Raw genomic sequence first — 22,007 nt, forward strand, 5'->3', positions numbered from 1 at the left:
CTCCCCGCCAGCCGCCGTCCCGCCCAGAGAGGTTCGTCGTGACCGAACTCGACAAGAGCACGTCCCACAGCACCAGCGAGAGCGAGAACCCGGCGATCCCCGCGCCGACCGCGGCGACCGACGGGCGTCCCCGCACCACGCGCGACTGGTGGCCGAACCAGATCGACCTGTCGGTGCTGAACAAGCCGTCGAAGGACTCCGACCCGCTGGGCGCGGACTTCGACTACGCGGCCGAGTTCGCGAAGCTCGACGTCGAGGCGCTCAAGCGCGACCTCGTCGAGGTCATGCACACCTCGCAGGACTGGTGGCCGGCCGACTGGGGCCACTACGGCCCGCTGTTCATCCGCATGTCGTGGCACGCGGCCGGCACCTACCGCATCGCCGACGGCCGCGGCGGCGGCGGCGAGGGCGGGCAGCGCTTCGCGCCCCTGAACAGCTGGCCCGACAACGCCAACCTCGACAAGGCCCGCCGCCTCCTGCTGCCGATCAAGCAGAAGTACGGCCGCAAGATCTCCTGGGCCGACCTCCTGGTCCTGGCCGGCAACGTCGCGCACGACGACATGGGCCTGAAGACCTTCGGGTTCGCGTTCGGGCGCCCGGACAACTGGCAGCCCGGCGAGGTGTTCTGGGGCCCGGAGGACACCTGGCTCGGCGACGAGCGCTACACCGACGACCAGCCGCTCGACCTCGACGAGGGTCACCTCGCGGCCGTCACCATGGGCCTGATCTACGTGAACCCCGAGGGCCCGAAGGGCCGGCCCGACCCGCTCGCCTCCGCCCACGACATCCGCGTCACGTTCGGCCGGATGGGCATGAACGACGAGGAGACCGTCGCCCTCATCGCGGGTGGCCACACGTTCGGCAAGACCCACGGCGCGGGCAACCCCGAGCTCGTCGGCCCCGAGCCCGAGGGCTGCCCCGTGCACGGCAACGGGTTGGGCTGGAAGAACGAGTTCGGCACGGGCAAGGGCGCCGACACCATCACCAGCGGTCTCGAGGGCGCCTGGACGCCCACGCCGACCACCTGGGACAACACCTACTTCGAGATGCTGTTCAGCTACGAGTGGGAGCTGACCGAGAGCCCCGCCGGGGCCAAGCAGTGGAAGCCGAAGAACCCCGAGGCGCAGGAACTCGTCCCCGACGCGCACGTCGAGGGCAAGCGGAACGCGCCGATGATGGCCACGACCGACCTCGCGCTCATGGCCGACCCGGCGTTCCGCGAGATCTCCGAGCGCTTCTACCGCGACCCGGAGCACTTCGCCGACGCCTACGCGCGCGCCTGGTTCAAGCTGCTGCACCGCGACATGGGCCCGCGCACCCGCTACCTCGGCCCGGACGTCCCGGCCGAGGAGCTCGTGTGGCAGGACCCGACGCCGGCCGTCGAGGGCGACCTCCTCTCCGACGCCGACGTCGCCGACCTCAAGCAGCGCCTGCTCACCGCCGGGCCGACCGTGTCGCAGCTCGTGCACACGGCCTGGTCGGCCGCCGCGTCGTTCCGCGGCACCGACAAGCGGGGCGGCGCCAACGGCGCGCGCCTGCGCCTGCAGCCGCAGGTCGACTGGGCCGTCAACGCGGGCGTCACCGACGTCCTGCCCGTCCTCGAGCGGGTCCGCGGCGAGTTCGCGGCGGAGACCGGCCGGACGGTGTCCCTCGCCGACCTCATCGTCCTCGCGGGCACCGCGGCGGTCGAGAAGGCCGCGGCCGACGCCGGGGTGCCGGTCACCGTGCCCTTCTCGCCGGGCCGCACGGACGCCTCGCAGGAGCAGACGGACGTGGACAACTTCCGCTGGCTCGAACCGCGTGCCGACGGGTTCCGCAACTGGATCGACCCGGGCAGCAAGCTGCACCCCGAGACGCTCCTGCTCGACCGCGCCTACCTGCTGCAGATGACGCCCAAGGAGATGACGGTGCTCGTCGGCGGCCTGCGGGTCCTCGGCGCCAACACCGGCGGCGTGGCGCACGGCGTGTTCACCGACACCCCGGGCGTCCTGTCGCAGGACTTCTTCCGCAACCTGCTCGACCTCGGGGTCCAGTGGCGCACGTCGGCCGCCGACGAGGGCGTCTACGAGGGCCTGGGCGCCGACGGCAGCGTCGTGCGCACGGCGACCGCGGTGGACCTGGTGTTCAACTCCAACTCCATCCTCCGCGGCATCGTCGAGGTCTACGCCGGGGACGACGCGCACGAGCTGTTCGTGCGCGACTTCGCCGCCGCCTGGGTGAAGGTCATGGAGCTCGACCGCTTCGACCTGCACCGGTAGTCCCGCCCATTCAGGTCGGCAGCGACCTCGTCCGGACGCCCCGGCCCGCACCCGCGGGCCGGGGCGTCCGTTCGTCAGTCGTCGGCGAGCCGGAACCGACCCCCGGCCAGCACGCCCGCGGCGAAGGCCACCGCGGGGACGAGGGCGAGGAGGGTGCTGACCAGGACGGTGCCCCCCGTGACCAGCGGGAAGTTCGAGAGCACGAGCCACAGGCAGGCGAGCAGTCCCGACACCGCGAGCACCGGCGCGAGGACGGTCGAGGCGCGTCCCCGGGACGAGGCGCCCGGGTGGCGCGCGAAGAACACCAGCACGGCGATCGACGTCGTCAGCATGAGCAGCACCATCCCGACCGTCGCGACCCCCGCCATGGAACCGAAGACGCCGACGAGCGGGTCGAGACCGAGGAGCGCCAGGACGGCCAGGACCACGGCCGCCGTCACCGTCTGCACCAGGGAGGCGGTCGACGGGGCGGCGTGCCGCTCGTGGCGCTGGGCCAGGCCCCGCGGCAGGACGCCCTTGCCGGCGAGGGTGAACTGGTAGCGCGCCAGGACGTTGTGGAAGGACAGGACGCACGCGAACAGGCTGGTCACCAGCAGCACCTGGACGACGTCGCGCAGGACCGGCCCGAGGTAGTCCTCGGTCGTGTCCAGCAGGAGGTTCCCCTCGCCGGCCAGCGTGCGCTCGGCGACCGCCACCGCGTCGGCCGCTCCCACCGCCGTGATGAGCGCCCAGCAGGAGACCGCGTAGAAGACGCCGATGACGAGGACCGCCAGGTAGGTGGCCCGGGGGATCGTGCGCTCGAGGTCGCGGGCCTCGTCGCGGAACACCGCGGTGGCCTCGAACCCGATGAAGCCGGTCAGCGCGAACAGCACCGCGACGCCGAGCTGCGGGCTGAGGACGTTCGCCGGGGCGAAGCTCTCCATCACGAGCCCGTCGCGGCCGCCACGGCCCAGGACCACCAAGTCCAGCAGCACCACCACGGCGATCTCGGCGACGAGCGCGACGCCGAGCACGCGGGCGCTGAGCTCGATGTGGCGGTAGCCGAGCAGGGCGACGACGGCGAGCAGGGCGGAGGAGTAGAGCCACCAGGGCAGTTCCGGGCCGCCGAAGTGCTGCACGAGGTCGTCGACGGCCCACCCCGCGTACCCGTACACGCCCACCTGGATGGCCGTGTAGGCGACGAGGGCGGTGAACGCCGTCCCCAGGCCGGCCCGCGACCCCAGACCCGCGGTGACGTAGGAGAAGAACGCCCCGGCCTCGCGGACGTGCGGGGTCAGGGTCACGAAGCCGACGGAGAACACGAGCAGGACCGCCGCCGCCAGGACGAACCCCGCGGGAGCGCCCACGCCGTTGCCCCCGGCGACCGCGAGCGGCACGTTGCCGCCGACGACGGTGAGGGGCGCGGCGGCCGCGATCACCATGAAGACGATGGATCCCGTCCCCAGGCGGCCCTGGAGGCGCGCCGGCGACGACGTCGTGGTCTGGGGACTGCTCACGGGTCACCTCGGGGGAGTGGCGGTGCGGCGGGGACCCAGCGAAGCAGACCGGCGGCCGCAGGGGTGTCACCGCGCGCCTCCCGCGTCCGGAACCTACGGTGCAGGAGCCGGGAACGACCGGCACCACCGTCGAGAAGGAGCGGGCATGTCCATCGCCGACAAGGCCAAGAACGTCGTCCAGCAGACCGTCGGCAAGGCCGAGGAGGCCGTCGGCAGGAAGACCGACGATGCCGAGCTCACCGCGCAGGGCGAGAAGGACCAGACCATGGGGTCGGCCCGCCAGAGCGTGGAGAAGACGAAGGACGCGCTCGACGGCAAGTGATCGACCGACGAGGGGCCGGCCCGACGAGGGGCCGGCCCCTCGTCGCGTCCGGGCGCGGTCAGTGCAGGACGTGCTCGGCGACGAACCCGCCGTCGGCGCGCGTGATGCGCCACGTGCGGACGTCCTTGCCGCCGGGGCCGCCCATCTTCTCGTGCACGGTGGCCCCCTCGCCGGAGGCTTCGCCGATCCCGACGACGTCGTGGGCGTGCTCACCGGCGCGGACGGAGAAGGACACCTCCCCGCGGAAGTCCTCGAAGCTGCGGGGCGGCGTGCCGGCGACGTCCTCGACGGCGTAGCCGAGCCCGGACACGATGGGTGCGGAGTGCAGGTCGCTCACGGGGTGCTCCAGCCTGGTGGTGAGGCGGTGGCGCCGGGCGGGGGCCCGGACGGCAGCAGTGTGGGCGCTGGCGGCCGCCCTGCCCAGGGGGGCGGGCCACCGGTTCCGCGGGTCGGGCCCGACATGCCGGACGACACGCGCCGTGAGGTCTGTCACGACGCGCTGTCGTAGACCCCCTGGGGCGCGCGCCGGGCCCAGGACTTGCGACACTGGACGTCGTGACCGCGTCCTCCGCCGCTCCGACGACGACCGTTCCAGCGACCTCCCAGGCCCTGTTCGAGCGGGCCGGCCGGGTCATCCCCGGCGGCGTCAACTCCCCGGTGCGCGCCTTCCGCGCCGTCGGGGGCACGCCGCGGTTCGTCGCGAGCGCCCGCGGGCCGTACCTGACGGACGTCGACGGCAACGAGTACGTCGACCTGCTGTGCTCCTGGGGGCCGATGATCCTCGGCCACGCGCACCCCGAGGTCCTGGCCGCGGTGACCGAGGCCGCGCAGCACGGCTTCTCCTACGGCACACCGACCGAGCGCGAGGTGCTGCTCGCCGAGGAGATCGTCGCGCGCGTCGAGCCCGTCGAGCAGCTGCGCCTGGTCAGCTCGGGCACCGAGGCGACGATGAGCGCGATCCGCCTGGCCCGCGGGTTCACGGGCCGTCCCGTCGTCGTGAAGTTCGCGGGGCACTACCACGGCCACGTCGACGCGCTGCTGGCCAGCGCGGGCTCCGGGCTCGCGACGTTCGCGCTGCCCGACACCCCCGGCGTCACCGGCGCCTCGGCCGCCGACACCGTCGTCCTGCCGTACAACGACCCGGCGGCGCTCGCCGAGGTCTTCGCCGCGCACGGCGACCGCATCGCGTGCGTCATCACCGAGGCCGCGGCGGGCAACATGGGCGTGGTCCGCCCCGACCCCGGGTTCACGGCGGAGCTGCGCCGCGTGACCCGTGAGCACGGCGCCCTGCTGGTCTCCGACGAGGTCATGACGGGCTTCCGGGTCTCCGCCGCCGGCTGGTACGGCCACGAGGGCCTGGGTCTCCAGCACGCCCCCGACCTGCTGACCTTCGGCAAGGTCATGGGCGGCGGCTTCCCCGCGGCCGCCTTCGGGGGGCGCGCCGACGTCATGGCCCACCTCGCGCCCGCGGGCCCCGTCTACCAGGCGGGCACCCTGTCCGGGAACCCCGTCGCGACGGCCGCGGGGCTCACGACGCTGCGGCTGTGCACGCCCGAGGTCTACGCGGCCGTCGACCGCACGGCCGCCGTCGTGCGCGACGCGGCCAGCGCGGCGCTGTCCGCCGCGGGCGTCCCGCACGTCGTGAACACCGCGGGCAGCATGTTCAGCCTCTTCTTCACCGGCCTGGACGCGGTGCACGACTACGACCAGGCCCGCCGCCAGGACCTCGGCGCCTTCCGGGCCTTCTTCCACGCCATGCTCGACCGCGGCGTCCACCTGCCGCCCAGCGCGTTCGAAGCGTGGTTCCTGTCGGCCAGCCACGACGACGCGGCCGTCGACCGCGTGCTGGACGCCCTGCCGCACGCGGCCCGCGCGGCCGCGGCGGGGAGCGGGTCGCTGTGACGGCGCGCACCGTCGTGCACCTCGTCCGCCACGGCGAGGTCCACAACCCCGACCGCGTCCTGTACGGGCGGCTGCCCGGCTTCCACCTGTCCGGGCGCGGCGAGGCGATGGCGGTGCGCCTGGGCCTGCACTTCGCGGGCCGCGACGTGGCGTCGGTGACGGCCTCCCCGCTGCTGCGCGCGCAGGAGACGGCGACGCCCATCGCCGACGGCCTGGGCCTGCCGCTGGGCACCGACCCGCGGATCATCGAGGCCGGCAACGCCTTCGAGGGCGCCCGCATCGACGAGGGGCGCGGATCGCTGCGCGACCCGCGCGTCTGGCCGCGCCTGGCCAACCCGCTGCGGCCCAGCTGGGGTGAGCCCTACGCCGCGCAGGCCGCGCGGATGAGCGCCACCGTCCGCGACGCGCGCGACGCGTTCCCCGGCCGCGAGAGCGTCCTCGTCAGCCACCAGCTGCCCGTGTGGGTGACGCGGCTGCGCGCCGAGGAGCGGCCGCTGTGGCACGACCCGCGCCGCCGGCAGTGCGCGCTGGCGTCCATCACCTCGCTGGAGTTCGCGGGCCGCGCGCTCGTGGCCGTCTCCTACCAGGAGCCCTGCGCGGACCTGCTCGTCGGCGCCGACCCCGTCCCGGGGGCCTGACGTGCGCGCGCGCTCCCTCGCCGCCGCGGCCGTGGCCGTGGTCGCCCTGCTCGCCGGCTGCAGCGGGGGCGACGGCCTGCCCGCGAGCTCGAGCGTCGGCTACGTCGAGGGCGACGGCACCTTCACCGAGATCCCGGCGGCCGAGCGCACGACGACCGTGACGTTCGCCGGCCGCACGGCCGAGGGCGACGACGTCGACCTCGCCGCGCTGCGCGGGAAGCCCGTGGTGCTGAACCTCTGGTTCGCCGACTGCGCGCCGTGCCGCGAGGAGGCGCCCGTCCTCGAGCGGGTCGCGCAGGAGTACGCGGGCCGCGCCAGCTTCGTGGGCGTCAACACCGGCCGCGACGACGCCGACCGGGTCCTCGCCTTCCAGCAGCGCTTCGGCGTGACCTACCCCTCCGTCCTCGACGACGACGGTGCCGCGCTGCTCGCGCTGCGCGGCGTCGCCCCGCGCGCGACGCCGACGACGATCGTCCTGGACGCCCGCGGCCTCGTCGCCGCGCAGTACGCGGGGGCGATCGACGAGACGACGCTCAGCGACCTGATCGACGGCGCCGCGGCGGGGGCGCCCGCGTGACCGGGGACATGATGCAGACCGTCGTCGGAGGGCCGCTCGCCCTCGCGGTGCCGCTCGCCGTCCTGGCCGGGCTCGTGTCGTTCCTGTCCCCCTGCGTCCTGCCGCTCGTGCCGGGGTTCCTGGGCTACGTGACCGGGCTGGGCGGGGTCGACCTCGAGGACCGGCGTCGCGGCCGGATGGCCGCGGGTGCGGCGCTGTTCGTCGTCGGGTTCTCCGCGGTGTTCGTCCTCATCAGCTTCACGGCCGGCAGCGTCGGGGCGGCGCTCGCGGTCAACAGCCGCGACCTGCAGCGCGTCCTCGGCGTGTTCGTCCTGGCGATGGCCGCGCTCGTCCTGGCGGAGCCGCTGTGGGCGCAGCGCGAGGTCAAGGTCCGGTGGCGGCCGCGGGCCGGCCTGCTGGGCGCCCCCGTGCTGGGCGCCGTGTTCGGCCTCGGCTGGACGCCGTGCATCGGCCCGATCTTCTCCGCGATCGTCGCCCTCGGGTTCTCCAGCGCGAGCCAGGGCCGCTCCACGGGCCTCGCCGTCGCCTACTGCCTCGGTCTCGGCCTGCCCTTCGTGCTCCTCGCCCTGGGGTTCTCGCGCGGCATGCGCGTGCTGGCCGTGTTCCGCCGGCACCGGCGCGCCATCAACCGCTTCGGGGGCGTCCTCCTGGTCGTCATCGGCGTCCTGCTCGTCTCGGGCGCGTTCGACGCGGCCACCCAGCTGCTGCAGGGCCCGATCAGCGGTTTCGAGCCGGTGATCTGATGGCGACCACCGACGGCACCCACCTCGACGACCTGCGCGACGGCTACCGCGACGGCGCGGACGGCCGGCCCGCCGGCGGCGCCGCGCCGCTGGCCCCGCTGGAGTTCCTGCGCTACTGCTGGCGGCAGCTCACGAGCATGCGGACGGCGCTGTTCCTGCTGATGCTGCTCGCCGTCGCGGCGGTGCCGGGCTCGACGTTCCCGCAGGAGAACAACGACCCGTCCGGCGTCGCGACGTGGAGGGCGGAGCACCCGACCGCCGGGCCGTGGGTCGACCGCCTGCAGGGGTTCCACGTGTACTCCTCGGTCTGGTTCTCGGCGATCTACCTGCTGCTGTTCATCTCCCTCGTCGGCTGCGTCCTGCCGCGCGCCCGCGTGCACCTCGCGGCCCTGCGGTCGCGCCCGCCGCGGACCCCCGCGCGGCTGTCCCGGCTGCCCGAGCACGCCGAGGCCGAGGTCGCGGCGCCGCCCGAGCAGGCGCTCGAGGCGGCCCGGGCCGCGCTGCGCCGGCGCCGCTTCCGCCTCGACGTGCACCCCGAGACCGGCGGCGGGTCGGTCGCCGCCGAGCGCGGGCACCACCGCGAGACGGGGAACCTGCTGTTCCACCTGTCCCTGGTGGGGCTGCTGATCGCCGTCGCCGCGGGCTCGCTGTTCTCCTACTCCGGCCAGCGGCTCGTCACGGTCGGCTCGGGCATGGTCGGCACGGCCGGGTCGTGGGACAGCTTCTCCGGCGGTGTGTGGGCCTCGGCCGACGACGTCCCGCCGTTCGCGCTGACGCTGGACGGCATGGACGTGGCCTTCGAGGCGCAGCAGACGACGCAGATCGGCGAGCCGCGCCAGTTCGCGGCCGACGTGACGCTCACCGACGCGCCGGGGCAGGCGCCGCGCCGCGAGACGATCCAGGTGAACCACCCCGCGGAGCTCGACGGCACGCAGATCTCGCTGTCGGGCAACGGCTACGCGCCCGTCCTCACCTACCGGGACGGCTCGGGGGCGGTCGTGAAGTCGGGGCCCGTCCCCTTCCTGCCGCAGACCGGGAACTACGACTCGACGGGCGTCGTGAAGCTCCCCGACGCGACCGACGCCGCGGGGCAGCCGGTCCAGGTGGGCCTGCGGGGCGTGTTCCTGCCCTCGGCCACCGTCGACGCGTCGGGCACCCCGGTGTCCGGGTTCCCCGACCTGGCGAACCCGCTGCTGATCATGGTCGCCTTCACGGGTGACCTGGGCCTGGACGACGGCGTCGCGCAGAACGTCTACGAGCTCGACGACAGCCGTCTGACGCAGGTGAGCGACGGACAGGGCCGCCCCTTCGCGATCCGGCTGGTGCCCGGGCAGTCGGTCGAGCTGCCGCAGGGCCTCGGCACGGTGACGTTCGACTCGGTCGAGCGGTTCGCGTCCTTCGACGTCCGGCACACGCCGGGGCAGCGCGAGGCGCTCGTCTTCGCCCTGCTGGCCGCGACGGGCCTGATCCTGTCGCTGTTCGTGCCGCGGCGGCGGGTCTGGGTCCGGGTCCGGGCCGTCGACGGCCGCCCCGGGGTGAGCCGGCTGGAGGTCGCGGGGCTCGCGCGCGGCAACGACGCCGGACTGCGCGAGGAGGTCGACGGCCTGCTCGCCGCCGTGCAGGCGGCGACGCCGGCCCCGCCGGTAGGAGACGATGGAGGTTCGCAGCACGTGGACATGACGACCGGACGCACGCCTGGGGAGGGCTCGTGACCATCGACGAGAACATCGCGGGACTGAGCAACGTCCTGCTCTACTCGGCGATGACCGCCTACCTGGGGTCGATGATCAGCTACGCCGCGGACCTCGCCGACGGCGGCAAGGAGATCCGCAGCGCGACCGCGCGCCGCGAGGCGGCGGCCGCCGCCGGCGGGGCCGCGGTGCTGACGAGGACCCGGCCCGAGGCCCCGCCGCGGCGGCGCCGCGCCGCGGCCGTCGGCACCTCGCTGTTCGTGCTGGCCACCCTGCTGCACCTGGGCTCGGTCGTCGCCCGCGGCGTCTCGGTGCACCGCGTGCCGTGGGGCAACATGTACGAGTTCGCCCTCACGGGGACGTGCGTCGTGGCGATCGCCTACCTCGTCGCGGTCGTGCGCGCGCACCGCGCGGGCCTCGGCGGCGGCCGCGACGCCCGCTACCTCGGGGTCTTCGTCACGGCTCCCGTGCTGGCCACCCTCGGCATCGCGCTGCGCACGTTCTACGTCGACGCCGCGCAGCTCGTGCCGGCCCTGGACAGCTACTGGCTGATCATCCACGTGTTCGTCGCGATCCTCGCCACGGCGCTGTCGACCATCGGGTTCTCCGCGGTGGTCCTCCAGCTCGTGCAGGAGCGCCGCGAGAGCCGGCGCGCGGCGGGCGGCGACGTCCGCGGCGGCGCCTTCATGGACGCCCTGCCCCGGTCCGTGGAGCTCGAGCGCACCGCGTTCCGGCTGCAGGCCGTCGGGTTCGTCATGTGGACGTTCACCCTCATCGCGGGCGCCGTGTGGGCCCAGGTGGCCTGGAACCGCTACTGGAACTGGGACTCCAAGGAGGTGTGGACGTTCATCATCTGGGTCGTCTACGCCTGCTACCTGCACGCGCGCTCCACGCGCGGCTGGGACGGCCGCCGCGCCGCGTACCTGGCGTGCCTCGCGTTCGGCTGCATCCTGTTCAACTACCTCGTGGTCAACATCTTCTTCCCCGGCCTGCACTCCTACGCGGGGGTCTGAGCGGTGGGCGTCGCGCTGCGGTACACCGTCCTGCGGCTGGGGATCTTCGCCCTGTGCCTCGTCCTCTTCGACGCCCTCGGCGCCGAGAGCTGGCTGGGCCTGCTGCTGGCCGCCGTCGTGTCCGTGCTGGTCTCGCTCGTGCTGCTGCGCCGGCAGCGCGAGGAGATGGCGGCCGCGCTGCAGCGGCGCATCGACGGCCGGATCGACAAGGCCCAGGGCCCGGCGGCCCGCTCGGGGTTCCGCCGGGGCCTCGACGACGACAACGAGGCCGAGGACCGCTAGCCCGGGTCTGGCGGATCAGGGTTCGACGGTCAGGGCAGCGTGCCCTCGCGCAGCGGCAGGCTGGCCAGCAGGTCGGGGCGCTCGCGGTCGAGCTCGCGCAGGTCGATGACGTCGGGCAGCCCCGCTCCGGGACCGTCCTGCTCGGCCGCGTCGGCCGCGCGGGCCAGCACGTCGAGCACCTGGCGGACGAGGAAGGGCTCCTCCGCCGCGGTCATGCGCAGGTCGGCCAGCAGCTGCGGGTCCGACGCCACGACGTGCTCCGTGCGCCGGCCCCCGGTGGTGGTGATGGCGGCGAGGTAGCGGTGCTCCCCGTCGGCCCGGACGTCGACGTCACCCATGCGTGCACCCGGTCATGGGGCACACCGTACGGCCCCTCAGCGGCGGTAGCGCTCCACGAAGTTCCGCAGCACCCGGTGCGCGACCTCGACGCGGGAGCGGCGCAGGTCCGCGAGCACCCGCTCGTGCTCCGCGGCCGGGAAGTACCCGTCGTCGCGGTAGGCGGCCACGCGCTGGACGATGCCGTCGAGGTCCAGCTCGGGGTGGAACTGGGTGGCGTAGCAGTTCTCCCGCACCCGGAACGCCTGCACGGGGCAGGTCGCCGACCGCGCCAGCACGACCGCGTGCGGCGGGGGCACCGACAGCGCCTCCTTGTGGCCGACGAAGGCCTGGAACGTGTCCGGGAGCCCGTCGAGGAGGGGGTCGGCCCGGCCCGCGTCGGTCAGCGTCACGTCCACCGCCCCGATCGGCTCCCCGTGCGTGCGGTCGACGACCCCGCCCTGGTGCACGCCGAGGGTGCCGACGCCGTAGCAGGCGCCGAGGAACGGGACGTCCTGCTCGACCACGCGGTCGAGCAGCCCGGCGAGCTCGTGCTCGACGCGCACCTGCGTCGGGCCCTTCTCCTCGGCGGGGTCGCTCGTGCAGAACGGGCTGCCGCCGACGACGATCCCCGAGAACGCGTCCAGGTCGACCGCGGGCAGCGGCCCGCGCTCCAGCCGGACGCGCACCAGGTCGCCCTCGGCCAGGCCGCCGTAGCGCAGCACGGCCGCGTGCTCCGCGGCCGCGACGTCCTCGTCGGCGCGGGTGGCCAGCAGCAGGAACGGCTTCACGGCGACAGCGCCAGGCCCAGCGCGAGCAGGGCGCCCGTCAGGAGCTCCAGCAGGCCCGTCTGCTGCAGGACGGGCACGAGGTCGCGGCCGCGCGCGCCGCCGAGGACGGTGCGCAGCGGACGCTGGGCCAGGACGCCCGCGAGCAGCACGAGCAGCACCCAGGGGTGCCCCGGAGCGGTGGCCAGGGCCGCGACGAAGGCCCCGCCCACGAGGCCCGCGTACAGCAGCCGGCTGCGGTGCTCACCCATCCGGACGGCCAGCGTGCGCTTGCCGACGGCCGCGTCGGTGGGGACGTCGCGCAGGTTGTTGGCGACGAGGATCGCGCACGCGAGGAAGCCCACGCAGAGGGCGCCCGCGACGGACTCGCCGGGGACGCGGCCGGCCTGCACGAAGGTCGTCCCCGTGACCGCGACCAGGCCGAAGAACACGAAGACGAAGACCTCGCCCAGCCCCGCGTAGCCGTAGGGCCGCTTGCCGCCCGTGTAGTACCAGGCGGCCGCGACGGCGGCGGCGCCGACGAGCAGCAGCCACCACGCCCCGGTCAGGGCGGTGACCGCGAGACCGGCCAGCGCGGCCACCGCGAAGCACGCGAACGCGGCGTCGCGCACGGTCCGCGGTTCGGCGGCCCCCGAGCCGACGAGGCGGAAGGGTCCGACGCGGTCGTCGTCGGTGCCGCGGACCCCGTCGGAGTAGTCGTTGGCGTAGTTCACGCCGACCTGCAGCGCGAGGGACACGACGAGGGCCGGCAGGGCGGTGCTCCAGCGCACGCCGTCCACGGCGGCCGCGGCGCCCGTGCCGACGAGGACGGGGGTGATCGCGGCGGGCAGGGTGCGCGGCCGGGCCGCGGAGACCCACTGGCCCGGGGTGGCCCGGCGCCGCGGGGGCGTGGCGGGCAGGTGTGCGAGGGGCTCAGACGGGTCGACCACGAGGGTCCAGCCTGCCCCGCCGTGCGCCGCCGCGCGCGGGCGGGGTCACTCGCACGGCCGGGCGCTCACAGCCCGCGGAGGAACTCGTCGTCGTCGTCGGGGGCCCGCGGCGGCCGGGGACGCCCACCACCGCGGAACCCGCCCGCGGTGCCGGGGCCGGCCTGGGGCCGCCCCGCGAGCAGGTAGGCGACCGCACCGACCGGGGGGAACAGGAGGATCAGCAGCACCCACGCCCAGCGGGGCAGGGTGCGGACCCCGTCGACGGCCTGCAGGCAGTTGACGAGGCAGTAGACCGTCACGGCGACGATCAGCAGCACGGGCAGCACGGTGCGCACCGGGGAACACCTCCTCCATCGGCACCCCCTCGTGCCGTCACCCCGAAGACGAACGGGGCGCCCCGGCTGTTCCCGCGGCGGCCACCTCCCGCAGCCGCCGCCGGTCCGGCTTGCCCGGCCCGCGCAGCGGCAGCCGGTCGAGCAGCACGAGCTGGCGCGGGGCGGCCGCGGCCGAGACGCGGGCGCCGACCAGGGAGCGCAGCTCCGCGAGCCCGGGGGCCGCCCGGCCGGCCGCGGGCACGACGCACGCGACGACGCGCTCGCCCCACTCCTCGTCGGGCACGCCGACGACGACGGCCTCGGCGACGTCCGGGTGCTCGGCGAGCGCGGCCTCCACGAGGCCCGGGGCGACCTTCAGGCCGCCCGTGGTGATGAGGTCGTCCATGCGGCCGGTCACGTGCACCCGGCCCGCGGCGTCGAGGACCGCGGCGTCGTCGGTGCGGAAGCGCCGCCGGCCGGTGGCGGTGGTGCCGAAGGCCGCGTCGCCCGGCCGGCCGCGGTAGCCGCGGGCGACGACGTCCCCCGCCAGCACGAGCCGGCCGCCGTCGAGCGCGGCCTCGACCCCGTCGAGGGGCACGCCGTCGTACACGCAGCCCCCGCACGTCTCCGACGACCCGTACGTGGTGCGCACCGCCACGCCCGCGGCCCGGGCGCGCGCCAGCAGCGCGGGGGGCGTGGCGGCCGCTCCGACGAGGACGGCGGTGAAGCCCGCGAGCGCCGCGGTCGGCTCGGGGCCGGCGTCGAGCAGCCGCACCAGCTGCGTCGGCACGAGCGAGACGAGGCGGTGCGGCGCGGTGCAGGCGGCGGCGGCCGCGACGAAGGCCGCGGGGGTGAAGCCGCGGCTCAGGTCGACGACGACGGGCTCGGTCCCGGCCCGCACCGAGCGCAGAAGGACCTGCAGGCCCGCGACGTGCTGGGCGGGCAGCGCCAGCACCCACTGCTGCGCGGCGGCCCCGCCGTCGCCGTCGACGCCCCCGGGGCCGGGGAGCAGGCGCTGCGCGGTGGCCGCGGCCGAGGCGCGCAGCGCGGCGGCACCCAGCAGCGCACCCTTGGCCGTCCCGGTCGAGCCCGAGGTCGCGACCACGACGGCGGTCGGGTCGTGCGGATCGTCCTCGCCGTCGTCGAGCGGGGTGCCGGGCCGCAGCTGGGCCGCGGGGGCGCCGTCCGCCGCGTGCGGCAGCAGCGCGTCGCCCTCGCCGGCCAGGGCGCGGGCGAGGACGGGGAGGAGGCCGAGCACGGCGTCGCCCGCCGGCACCGGCAGCGGGCTGAGCAGGCGTCGGGCCACCACGACGCCACGCTACGGGGGTCGCGGAGCCCCGGGCCGTCGACCCGACGTGTGGGACTCACGGTGCTGGAGTGACTACGGTGAGCCGCGAGACGCGCGCAGTCGGGTGAGATCGCTGGGTTGAGCGCTCCAGAGAGCCCAGTCTTCCCTTGATCGAGCGTGACCGGCCGTGCTCGGAGTGTCAGGATGGGCCGCGCTCGCCACTGGAGGAAGAGGTGTCCGTGAGCTCTGGGGTGCGTGACCGCCGCCCGGTGGCCAGCGTCGTCTTCGACGGCGCCGTGGCCGGCCTGGCCCTCGTCGTCGCGGCCGTCGCCGTCTGGTGGTTCGTGGTGGACGCCCAGAGCGGTGACCTGCGCCGGCTCGGCACCTGCCTGCTCATCGGCCTGCCGCTCATGCAGCTGCTCACCCGCTTCCCGTTCCCGCTCAGCGTGAGCCACGCGGGCGTCGAGATCCAGTTCGACGTCGGGGTGCTCGTCTTCCTGCTCTGCTTCGCGCCGCCCGCGACGGCGCTGCTCGCGTGGGTGCTGTGCAGCGTCCCCACCAACCTGCTGCAGCAGAAGAGCTGGGTCAGCCGCACCTTCAACGCGTCGATCAACGTGCTCGTCGGTCCCGTCCTGCTCGGCATGCTCGCGCTCCTGGACGCGGGGCAGGTCGTCGACGGCCGCTACCGCGCGGTGGCCCTGGACGCCGGGCTGCTGGAGGCGCTGTGCGTGGGGGCGGCCGTCCTGGCCGTCTTCGCCGTCGACTTCGGCGTCTCCGCCCTGTCGGTGGCCGTGCAGCAGCGCACGAGCCTGCGCTCCGAGCTCGCCCACCCCGGCGCCTGGCTGGGGGCCGGAGCCACCATCGCCGTCGGCGGTCTCGGTTACCTCGGCGGGCTGGTGGAGGAGGAGCTGCACACCGTCGCGGCTGCGCTGCTCGTCATCCCCCTGCTCGTGACCATGTACGCGACCCGCACCATGCGGACCACGCGCGACGTCGCCCGCCGCACCGAGGCCCTGTTCGAGGCGGCGACCGCGCTGCACACGCAGGGCCGGCGCGCCGACCTGGCCCGCGCCCTGCAGAAGCACGCCCGGATGGTCGCCGGGACCCCGTCCGCCATGGTCCGCTCGGTGCGCCCGGGGGACGACGAGATCGGGGTGCCCGTCGTCGCGGGCGACGGCGTCGTCCTCTACGTCACGGCCCCGCGCCACCGCGACCCGCAGCAGCGCCTCGCCGACCAGCGGGCGCTGGAGGCCCTGGCCTCGGTCGGGGAGGCCGCGTTCTTCCGCGTCAGCGCGAGCGAGGAGATGCACGGCCTCGCGCGGCGCGACGTCGTGACGGGGCTGCCGAACCGGCTGCAGTTCTCCGAGCGGCTGGCCGTGGAGCTGGAGCGCGCGCGCGACGCGGGGCGGCTCGAGCGCCTCGTCGTGCTCTACCTCGACCTCGACGGCTTCAAGGGCGTCAACGACCGCTTCGGCCACGAGGCCGGCGACGAGCTGCTGCGGCTGGTCGGCACGCGGCTGCGCGACACTCTGCGCGGCGGCAGCACCGTGGCGCGCCTGGGCGGTGACGAGTTCGCCGTCCTGCTGCCCGACTGCAACGACGTCGACGGGCTGTGCCGCCGCGTGCTGATGGCGCTGCGCGTGGAGGTCCGCATGCGCGGCCACGTGCTGCGCGTGCAGGGCAGCATCGGGCTCAGCCGCGCCCACCCCGGCGACGACGTCGGGATGCTGCTGCGCAAGGCCGACACCGCCATGTACCGGGCCAAGGCCACGGGCAAGAACCGCTGGGTGGAGTTCCGCCCCGAGCTGCTCGAGGAGGAGATCGCCCGCCTGCAGGTCATCGAGGACCTGCAGCAGACCCCCGCCGAGGCCTTCGTCGTGCACTACCAGCCGATCGTCGACCTGCCGACGGGCGACGTCGTCGGCCTCGAGGCGCTGGTCCGCTGGCGCCGCGACCGGGGGCGCGGCGGGCAGCCCCTCGTGGGCCCGGACGAGTTCATCGGCCTCGCCGAGCGCAGCGGGACGGTCATCGCGATCGGCGACGCCGTGCTGCGCACCGTGGCGCGCGACGCCGAGCAGCTGCAGCGCCACGCCGGCCGCCCGCTGGACCTCATGGTCAACGTCTCCCCGGTCCAGCTGCGCCACGCCGACTTCACCGAGCGCGTCGCGGCGGCCGTGCGCCAGACGGCGGCCAGCGGCTGCCGGCTGCACCTGGAGATGACGGAGAGCGTCATGATCGAGGACGACAGCGCCTCGAGCCTGCGCGACCTCGCCGAGACCGGGGCGCTGCTGACCATCGACGACTTCGGCACGGGCTTCTCCTCCCTCGGCTACCTGCGGCACCGGCCGTTCTCCTCGTTCAAGATCGACCGCAGCTTCGTGCGCGACATCGCGACCGAGCCCACGGCCCGCGCGCTGGTCGAGGGCATGGTGAAGATGGGGCAGGCGCTGGACCTGGCCGTCGTCGCGGAGGGCGTCGAGCACGTCGAGCAGGCGGAGATCCTGCGGGGCATGGGCTGCCCCCTGGCGCAGGGCTACCTCTACTGCGCCCCCGTCCCGGTCGAGGAGGTCCACGAGCTGCTGCTCGGCCGGCGGGCGCGACCCCTGAGCGCGTGAGGCCGGCGTGACGGGGGGCACCGGCGTGGCCGTCGCCCTGGCCGTCGTCGCGCTCGTGCTGGCCCTCCTGGTCGCCGTGGTCGAGCGGCGCGCGCGGGCGTCGCGGCGCCAGGTCCGCGAGCTGCAGGCCGCGGTGCACCAGCTCGAGCGCGTCGAGCACCCCGACGAGCTGGACGACCTGCTGCGCGCCTGGGTCGACCGGGGGCCCGGCGGGCCGTTCACGGGGGCCCGCGACACCCCGGCCCGCGAGGTCCTGCTGGCGCTCGCGCGGGGTTCGCGCCGCCGCGTGGAGGCGCTGCGTCAGCTGGCCGACCTGGCCGGCAGCGACCCCGTGACGGGCCTGCCGGGCGGGGCGGCGTTCAGCGACCTCGTCGCGGCCGCCGAGTCGGCGGCGGGGTCGGCGGCGGGGTCGTCGGGCGCGGGGTCGGACGGCGAGGGGGCCTGCGGGCCCGGCGTCGCCGTCCTGCACCTGGGCCTCGACGGCTTCCGCCGGTTCAACGCCGAGCACGGCCGGGCCGCGGGGGACGCGGTGCTCGCCGAGGTCGCGCTGCGGCTGCGGCAGTCGACGCGGGGGGGCGACGTGCTCGCGCGCCTCGGCGGCGACGAGTTCGCGGTGCTGCTGCGCGAGGCGGGCGCCGCCGACGACGTGGCTGCGCGGCTGCTGACGGTCCTCGCGGACCCCGTCGAGGTCAGCCCGTCGCTGCGCGCGCAGGTCGGCGCGAGCATCGGCGTGGCCACGGTCTCCGACCGCGGGCCGGACCTGATGCGCGCGGCCGAGCAGGCCATGACGGCCGCCAAGAACGCCGGGGGCGGCTGCCTGCGGGTGTGGGACCCCTCCACCGTCGACGCCCGCCGCGACGACGAGCTCGCGGCGGCCCGGCTCCAGCGCGGGCTCGCCGACGAGCTGGAGGTCCACTACCAGCCGACGGTGGACCTCGACACGGCCGCCGTGACCGGGGTGGAGTGCCTCGTGCGCTGGCGGCGCGACGGCGAGCTGGTGCCGCCCGACGACTTCATCGGCCTCGCCGAGCGGCACGGGCTCATCGCCGAGCTCGGGCGCCGCGTGCTCGCCACGGCCGTGCGGGACGCCCCGGCACTGGCGTCCGCGGCGGGCCACGACCTGGTCATCGCGGTCAACGTCTCGGGCCCCCAGCTCGTCGACCCGGAGCTGCTGCCGGCCGTGCTGACGGCGGTGCAGCGCCTGGCGCCGCAGCGGCTGGTCCTCGAGATGACGGAGAGCATCCTCGTGGCGGAGGACGCGGCCACCCAGCAGGCCCTCGACGCCCTCGTCGCCGCGGGTGCGTTCCTGTGCGTCGACGACTTCGGCACCGGCTACGCGACGCTGGCGTACCTGCGCCGCCGGCCCTTCACGGCCTTCAAGATCGACCGGTCCTACGTGCGCGACATCGAGACCGACCGGCGCACGGGAGACCTGGTCGAGGGTCTCGTGCTCCTCGCGGCCGCCACCGGCATGGGGCTCGTGGCCGAGGGCGTCGAGACCGCGGGCCAGGCGCAGATGCTGCGCCGCATGGGCGCGCCGACGCAGCAGGGCTTCCTGCACGCCCGGCCGCAACCGCTGGACGAGGTGCTGACCTCCGTCCGCCGGCTCGCGGCCTCCCTGGCGCAGCGGGCGCTCACCGGCCCGTGAGCAGCCGGCGCGCGTTTCCTCCCAGGGTCCCTTCAGGTCGGCGGCCGGCTGCCGATCACTAGGAGCAGGGATGCTGCGTGACGGATCGCGGCCCGAGCTCCGGAGACGACATGACCACGACGACGACAGCGTCCACCCCGCGCCGACGGTCCTTCCGCGACCTCGGCGTCCAGTCCAAGATCCTCGCGGCCATCGTGCTCGCCGCCGTGGTCAGCGTCACCGTCGGGGTCGTCGGCATCCAGGCCCTCGGCGCCAGCGACCGCGCCGCCGCCAGCATGTACTCCGACAGCTTCGTCGGCCTCGACCAGGCGTCGAAGCTGCGCCGGCTCACGATCCAGATGCGCCTCGACGTCGCCAACCACGCCATCGCGAACTCCCCCGAGCGGATGGCCACCTACGAGCAGGCCATCGTCAAGGACGAGACCGAGATCGCGGAGGTCGCCGACGCGTACGAGGCCCGCGGCCTCGCCCCGATCCGCGCGCAGGCGCTCGCGGACTACCGCACCGCGCTCGCGGAGTACGCGACCGTCCGCGACGAGAAGCTCCTGCCGCTCTCGCGCGGCGGTGACCTCGACGCGTGGCTGGCCACCCGCGACGCGGAGGCGCAGCCCCACGTCGACGTCATGCTGGAAGCGCTCACCACGATGATCGACCGCGAGAAGGACGTCGCCGCCGCGTCGGCGAAGACCGCTCACGACGGCTACGTCGAGAGCCGCCTGCTCATCATCGTGGTCCAGGTCGTCGGGCTGCTCGCCGCGCTGGTCATCGGGACCCTCATCGCCCGCCGGATCGTGGCCGGGCTCACGCGGGTCCAGCACGTCGCGCAGGGCCTCGAGGAGGGCGACCTCACCCGCACCGCCGGGGTCACCAGCCGTGACGAGGTCGGCATCACCGCGCAGTCCCTCGACGCCGCGCTCGTGCAGCTGCGGGACCTGGTCGTGACCATCAACGGCGCCGCGGGCGGGGTCTCGACCGCCGCGCAGCAGATGTCGGCCATCTCCACCCAGATCGCCGCCGGCGCCGAGGAGACCTCGGCGCAGGCCGGGGCTGTCGCGCAGGCCGCCGACGTCGTGTCCGCCAACGTGCAGACCGTCGCGGCCGGCTCGGAGGAGATGGGCGCCTCGATCCGCGAGATCTCCAGCGGCACCACCGAGGCGGCCCGCGTCGCGGCCGAGGCCGTCAACGTCGCGCAGACCACCACCGCGACCATCACGACGCTGGGCGACTCCTCCCGCGAGATCGGTGCCGTCATCAAGACGATCACCGCGATCGCGGAGCAGACGAACCTGCTGGCCCTGAACGCGACCATCGAGGCCGCCCGGGCCGGGGACGCGGGCAAGGGGTTCGCGGTCGTCGCCGGCGAGGTCAAGGAGCTCGCGCAGCAGACGGCGCGCGCCACCGAGGACATCTCCCGCCGGGTGCAGAGCATCCAGGGCGACTCCGCGGGTGCGGTGCTGGCCATCGAGGAGATCTCCACGATCATCGCCCGCATCAACGACTTCCAGCTGACGATCTCCTCGGCCGTCGAGGAGCAGACCGCCACGACCGCGGAGATGAACCGCAACGTGTCCGCCGCGGCGGCGTCCTCGGGCGACATCGCGACGAACATCGCGGGCGTGGCCGACGCGGCCGCCAGCACGGCGCAGGCCGTCACCGAGTCGCACCAGGCCACGAGCGACCTGGCCCGCACCTCGGTCGAGCTCAGCAGCCTGGTGTCGCGGTTCCGCGTCTGACAACGGTGCTGCCGCAGGGGTTCCCGTCCGCGCTCAGGCGTGGGCGGGAACGGCCTGCGGGAACGAGAGCACGCCGCCGGGGTCCACGGCGGTCCTGACCCTGCGCAACCGCGGCAGGTTCGCCCCCCAGCAGGCGGTGGCGAACTCCGGTTGCGCGGGGTCGGCGTGGTTCAGGTAGGCGGCGCTCGACGTCCACGGGGCGAGTGCCGTGCGGGTCGAGGCCACGACGCGGTCGAACGCCGCGGCGTCGCGGCCCGCGCCGGACCAGGTCGCCGTGTGCTGCACGGTCGCGAGCGCCTGCCGCCACGGGAACGCGGTCGCGTCCGCCGCCACGTCGCCCACCGCGCCGCCGAGCGCGTCGAAGGACGCCCCGGCCTCCACGAGCCCCGCAGGCGGGGCCTCGCCGACGGCCGCGACCGCGGCGACGAGCGCCGCGACGCCCTCCTCGGGCAGCGGGGCGGCGAGCATCGAGGAGGTCGCGGCGAACGGCTGCCGGTGCTCCGCGTCGAGGGCCCGCGCCGTGCAGGCGGTCGCGTCGAGGCCCGCGCACCCCGCCTCCCAGGCCATCGCCGCGGCGCAGCTCAGCGCGCGGCGGGTCGTGCCCGCGGGCGGTGGCAGCTCCCGCAGCAACCCGCGCAGCGGGCCGTCGAGCGGGGCCGTGCCGGTCCACGCCCCGGACACCTGCACGCGGGCCCCGGCCGGCCCCGTGAGCACCTTGGCCGTCGACCACAGCTCGCGCGGCGCGCTGGGCGCCCACCGCTGCCAGGCCGCGAGGACGGCGGCCGCCTGCTCGAAGCCCCAGCGCAGGGAGAACACCGTGACGGCGGGCGCGGGGGTGGTGCGCACCGTCCAGCCCGTCACCACGGCCAGGCTGCCGCCCCCGCCGCGCAGCGCCCAGAACAGGTCGGCGTCGGCGTCGGAGTCGGGGTCGGCGTCGACCGTGCGCCGCCGCCCGTCGGCGGTCACGACGTCGGCGGCCACGACCTGGTCGCACGTCAGTCCGGTCGTGCGCGCGAAGACGCCGACACCCCCGCCGAGCGCGAGGCCGCTGAACCCGACCGTCGGGCAGGAGCCGGCCCCGACGGCGGCGCCGGCCACCCCGAGCGCCGCGTAGACGTCGGCGAGCAGCGCACCGGCGCCGATCCGCACGGTCCCGGCCGCCGGGTCGACGTGGACGCCGGCCATCGGGGAGAGGTCCGCGACCAGGCCGTCCCCGCTCGAGAAGCCGCCGTAGGAGTGCCCGCCCGCCCGGACCCGCAGACCGGTGCCGGTCTCCGCCGCGAACCGCACGCACGCGGCGACGTCCTCGGCGCTGCGGCACGCCGCGATCCCCTGCGGTGCCGACGCCCCCGCGAACCGCGGGTTGTACAGCAGCCGGCCGGCGTCGTACCCCGCGCCGCCGGGCACGGCCACGCCGCCGGACACCTGGCGCGCGAGCGCCTCGAGGGTGGGGGC

Annotated in this window: 20 protein-coding genes; 12 read left to right on the forward strand and 8 right to left on the reverse strand. The window is 75.4% G+C overall.

What is annotated here, in order from left to right:
• The first annotated feature begins 38 nt into the window (after positions 1-38).
• Positions 39-2,258, forward strand: a complete 2,220-nt coding sequence (gene katG / locus GTR02_RS07565) for a catalase/peroxidase HPI (RefSeq protein ID WP_166606874.1) — start codon at positions 39-41, stop codon at positions 2,256-2,258.
• Between the two features lie 74 nt (positions 2,259-2,332).
• Here the strand turns inward: katG and GTR02_RS07570 are convergent, their stop codons facing one another.
• Complete coding sequence (locus tag GTR02_RS07570; protein WP_338073648.1) at positions 2,333-3,754, reverse strand: APC family permease; 1,422 nt, start codon at positions 3,752-3,754, stop codon at positions 2,333-2,335.
• 145 nt (positions 3,755-3,899) lie between these two features.
• Here GTR02_RS07570 and GTR02_RS07575 point away from each other — a divergent pair, with 145 nt between their 5' ends.
• On the forward strand, positions 3,900-4,076 hold the full coding sequence (locus tag GTR02_RS07575) for a CsbD family protein (RefSeq protein ID WP_166606875.1): 177 nt from the start codon (positions 3,900-3,902) through the stop codon (positions 4,074-4,076).
• 58 nt (positions 4,077-4,134) lie between these two features.
• On the opposite strand, the gene GTR02_RS07580 is transcribed toward GTR02_RS07575, so the two are convergent.
• Positions 4,135-4,413: a hypothetical protein gene (locus GTR02_RS07580; protein WP_166606876.1), complete on the reverse strand. Its 279-nt coding sequence runs from the start codon at positions 4,411-4,413 to the stop codon at positions 4,135-4,137.
• Positions 4,414-4,631: 218 nt separating this feature from the next.
• Between GTR02_RS07580 and hemL the strand changes: the two genes are divergently transcribed.
• From hemL to GTR02_RS07615, 7 genes are read left to right on the forward strand one after another with little or no spacing between them, the layout of a single operon-like run.
• A complete protein-coding gene (hemL, locus tag GTR02_RS07585) occupies positions 4,632-5,978 on the forward strand; it encodes a glutamate-1-semialdehyde 2,1-aminomutase (protein ID WP_166606877.1) in 1,347 nt (448 codons plus the stop codon).
• Entirely contained in the window at positions 5,975-6,616 is a 642-nt protein-coding gene (locus tag GTR02_RS07590; protein ID WP_166606878.1) for a histidine phosphatase family protein, read from the forward strand. The genes hemL and GTR02_RS07590 overlap by 4 nt, the downstream gene beginning before the upstream one ends.
• A 1-nt stretch (position 6,617) precedes the next feature.
• Positions 6,618-7,193 (forward strand): redoxin family protein, encoded by a 576-nt coding sequence (locus GTR02_RS07595; RefSeq protein ID WP_166606879.1) that lies wholly within the window; start codon positions 6,618-6,620, stop codon positions 7,191-7,193.
• 11 nt (positions 7,194-7,204) lie between these two features.
• The gene (locus GTR02_RS07600) at positions 7,205-7,936 is read left to right on the forward strand and encodes a cytochrome c biogenesis CcdA family protein (RefSeq protein WP_240895265.1); all 732 of its coding nucleotides are present in this window, start codon (positions 7,205-7,207) and stop codon (positions 7,934-7,936) included.
• The gene (gene resB / locus GTR02_RS07605; protein WP_166606880.1) at positions 7,936-9,648 is read left to right on the forward strand and encodes a cytochrome c biogenesis protein ResB; all 1,713 of its coding nucleotides are present in this window, start codon (positions 7,936-7,938) and stop codon (positions 9,646-9,648) included. The genes GTR02_RS07600 and resB overlap by 1 nt, the downstream gene beginning before the upstream one ends.
• The gene (gene ccsB, locus GTR02_RS07610; protein ID WP_338073649.1) at positions 9,645-10,640 is read left to right on the forward strand and encodes a c-type cytochrome biogenesis protein CcsB; all 996 of its coding nucleotides are present in this window, start codon (positions 9,645-9,647) and stop codon (positions 10,638-10,640) included. The genes resB and ccsB overlap by 4 nt, the downstream gene beginning before the upstream one ends.
• A gap of 3 nt (positions 10,641-10,643) precedes the next feature.
• Positions 10,644-10,922, forward strand: coding sequence for a DUF4229 domain-containing protein (locus tag GTR02_RS07615; protein WP_166606881.1), 279 nt, complete (start codon positions 10,644-10,646; stop codon positions 10,920-10,922).
• Positions 10,923-10,951: 29 nt separating this feature from the next.
• On the opposite strand, the gene GTR02_RS07620 is transcribed toward GTR02_RS07615, so the two are convergent.
• The 5 genes from GTR02_RS07620 to menE form a co-directional block, all read right to left on the reverse strand.
• The gene (locus tag GTR02_RS07620; protein ID WP_166606882.1) at positions 10,952-11,260 is read right to left on the reverse strand and encodes a hypothetical protein; all 309 of its coding nucleotides are present in this window, start codon (positions 11,258-11,260) and stop codon (positions 10,952-10,954) included.
• A 36-nt stretch (positions 11,261-11,296) separates the two neighbouring features.
• Complete coding sequence (locus tag GTR02_RS07625; RefSeq protein WP_166606883.1) at positions 11,297-12,028, reverse strand: glutamine amidotransferase; 732 nt, start codon at positions 12,026-12,028, stop codon at positions 11,297-11,299.
• Positions 12,025-12,954 (reverse strand): 1,4-dihydroxy-2-naphthoate polyprenyltransferase, encoded by a 930-nt coding sequence (locus GTR02_RS07630; protein ID WP_338073650.1) that lies wholly within the window; start codon positions 12,952-12,954, stop codon positions 12,025-12,027. The genes GTR02_RS07625 and GTR02_RS07630 overlap by 4 nt, the downstream gene beginning before the upstream one ends.
• A 65-nt stretch (positions 12,955-13,019) precedes the next feature.
• Positions 13,020-13,289 carry a PLDc N-terminal domain-containing protein gene (locus tag GTR02_RS07635; protein ID WP_166606884.1) on the reverse strand — a complete coding sequence of 90 codons (270 nt, stop codon included), beginning with the start codon at positions 13,287-13,289 and terminating at the stop codon, positions 13,020-13,022.
• Between the two features lie 37 nt (positions 13,290-13,326).
• Positions 13,327-14,577 (reverse strand): o-succinylbenzoate--CoA ligase, encoded by a 1,251-nt coding sequence (menE, locus tag GTR02_RS07640; protein ID WP_166606885.1) that lies wholly within the window; start codon positions 14,575-14,577, stop codon positions 13,327-13,329.
• 218 nt (positions 14,578-14,795) lie between these two features.
• Here menE and GTR02_RS24290 point away from each other — a divergent pair, with 218 nt between their 5' ends.
• The 3 genes from GTR02_RS24290 (at position 14,796) to GTR02_RS07655 (ending at position 20,552) form a co-directional block, all read left to right on the forward strand.
• Complete coding sequence (locus tag GTR02_RS24290; protein ID WP_166606886.1) at positions 14,796-17,171, forward strand: EAL domain-containing protein; 2,376 nt, start codon at positions 14,796-14,798, stop codon at positions 17,169-17,171.
• A gap of 7 nt (positions 17,172-17,178) precedes the next feature.
• The gene (locus GTR02_RS07650) at positions 17,179-18,819 is read left to right on the forward strand and encodes an EAL domain-containing protein (protein WP_166606887.1); all 1,641 of its coding nucleotides are present in this window, start codon (positions 17,179-17,181) and stop codon (positions 18,817-18,819) included.
• A gap of 110 nt (positions 18,820-18,929) precedes the next feature.
• Positions 18,930-20,552: a methyl-accepting chemotaxis protein gene (locus tag GTR02_RS07655; protein WP_166606888.1), complete on the forward strand. Its 1,623-nt coding sequence runs from the start codon at positions 18,930-18,932 to the stop codon at positions 20,550-20,552.
• Positions 20,553-20,585: 33 nt separating this feature from the next.
• Here GTR02_RS07655 and GTR02_RS07660 read toward each other — a convergent pair.
• Positions 20,586-22,007, reverse strand: a 1,422-nt coding sequence (locus tag GTR02_RS07660; protein ID WP_166606889.1) for an FAD-binding oxidoreductase, incomplete at its 5' end; no start/stop codon positions are given.

The sequence above is a fragment of the Kineococcus siccus genome (assembly GCF_009906795.1).
Classification (GTDB): Bacteria; Actinomycetota; Actinomycetes; order Actinomycetales; family Kineococcaceae; genus Kineococcus; species Kineococcus siccus.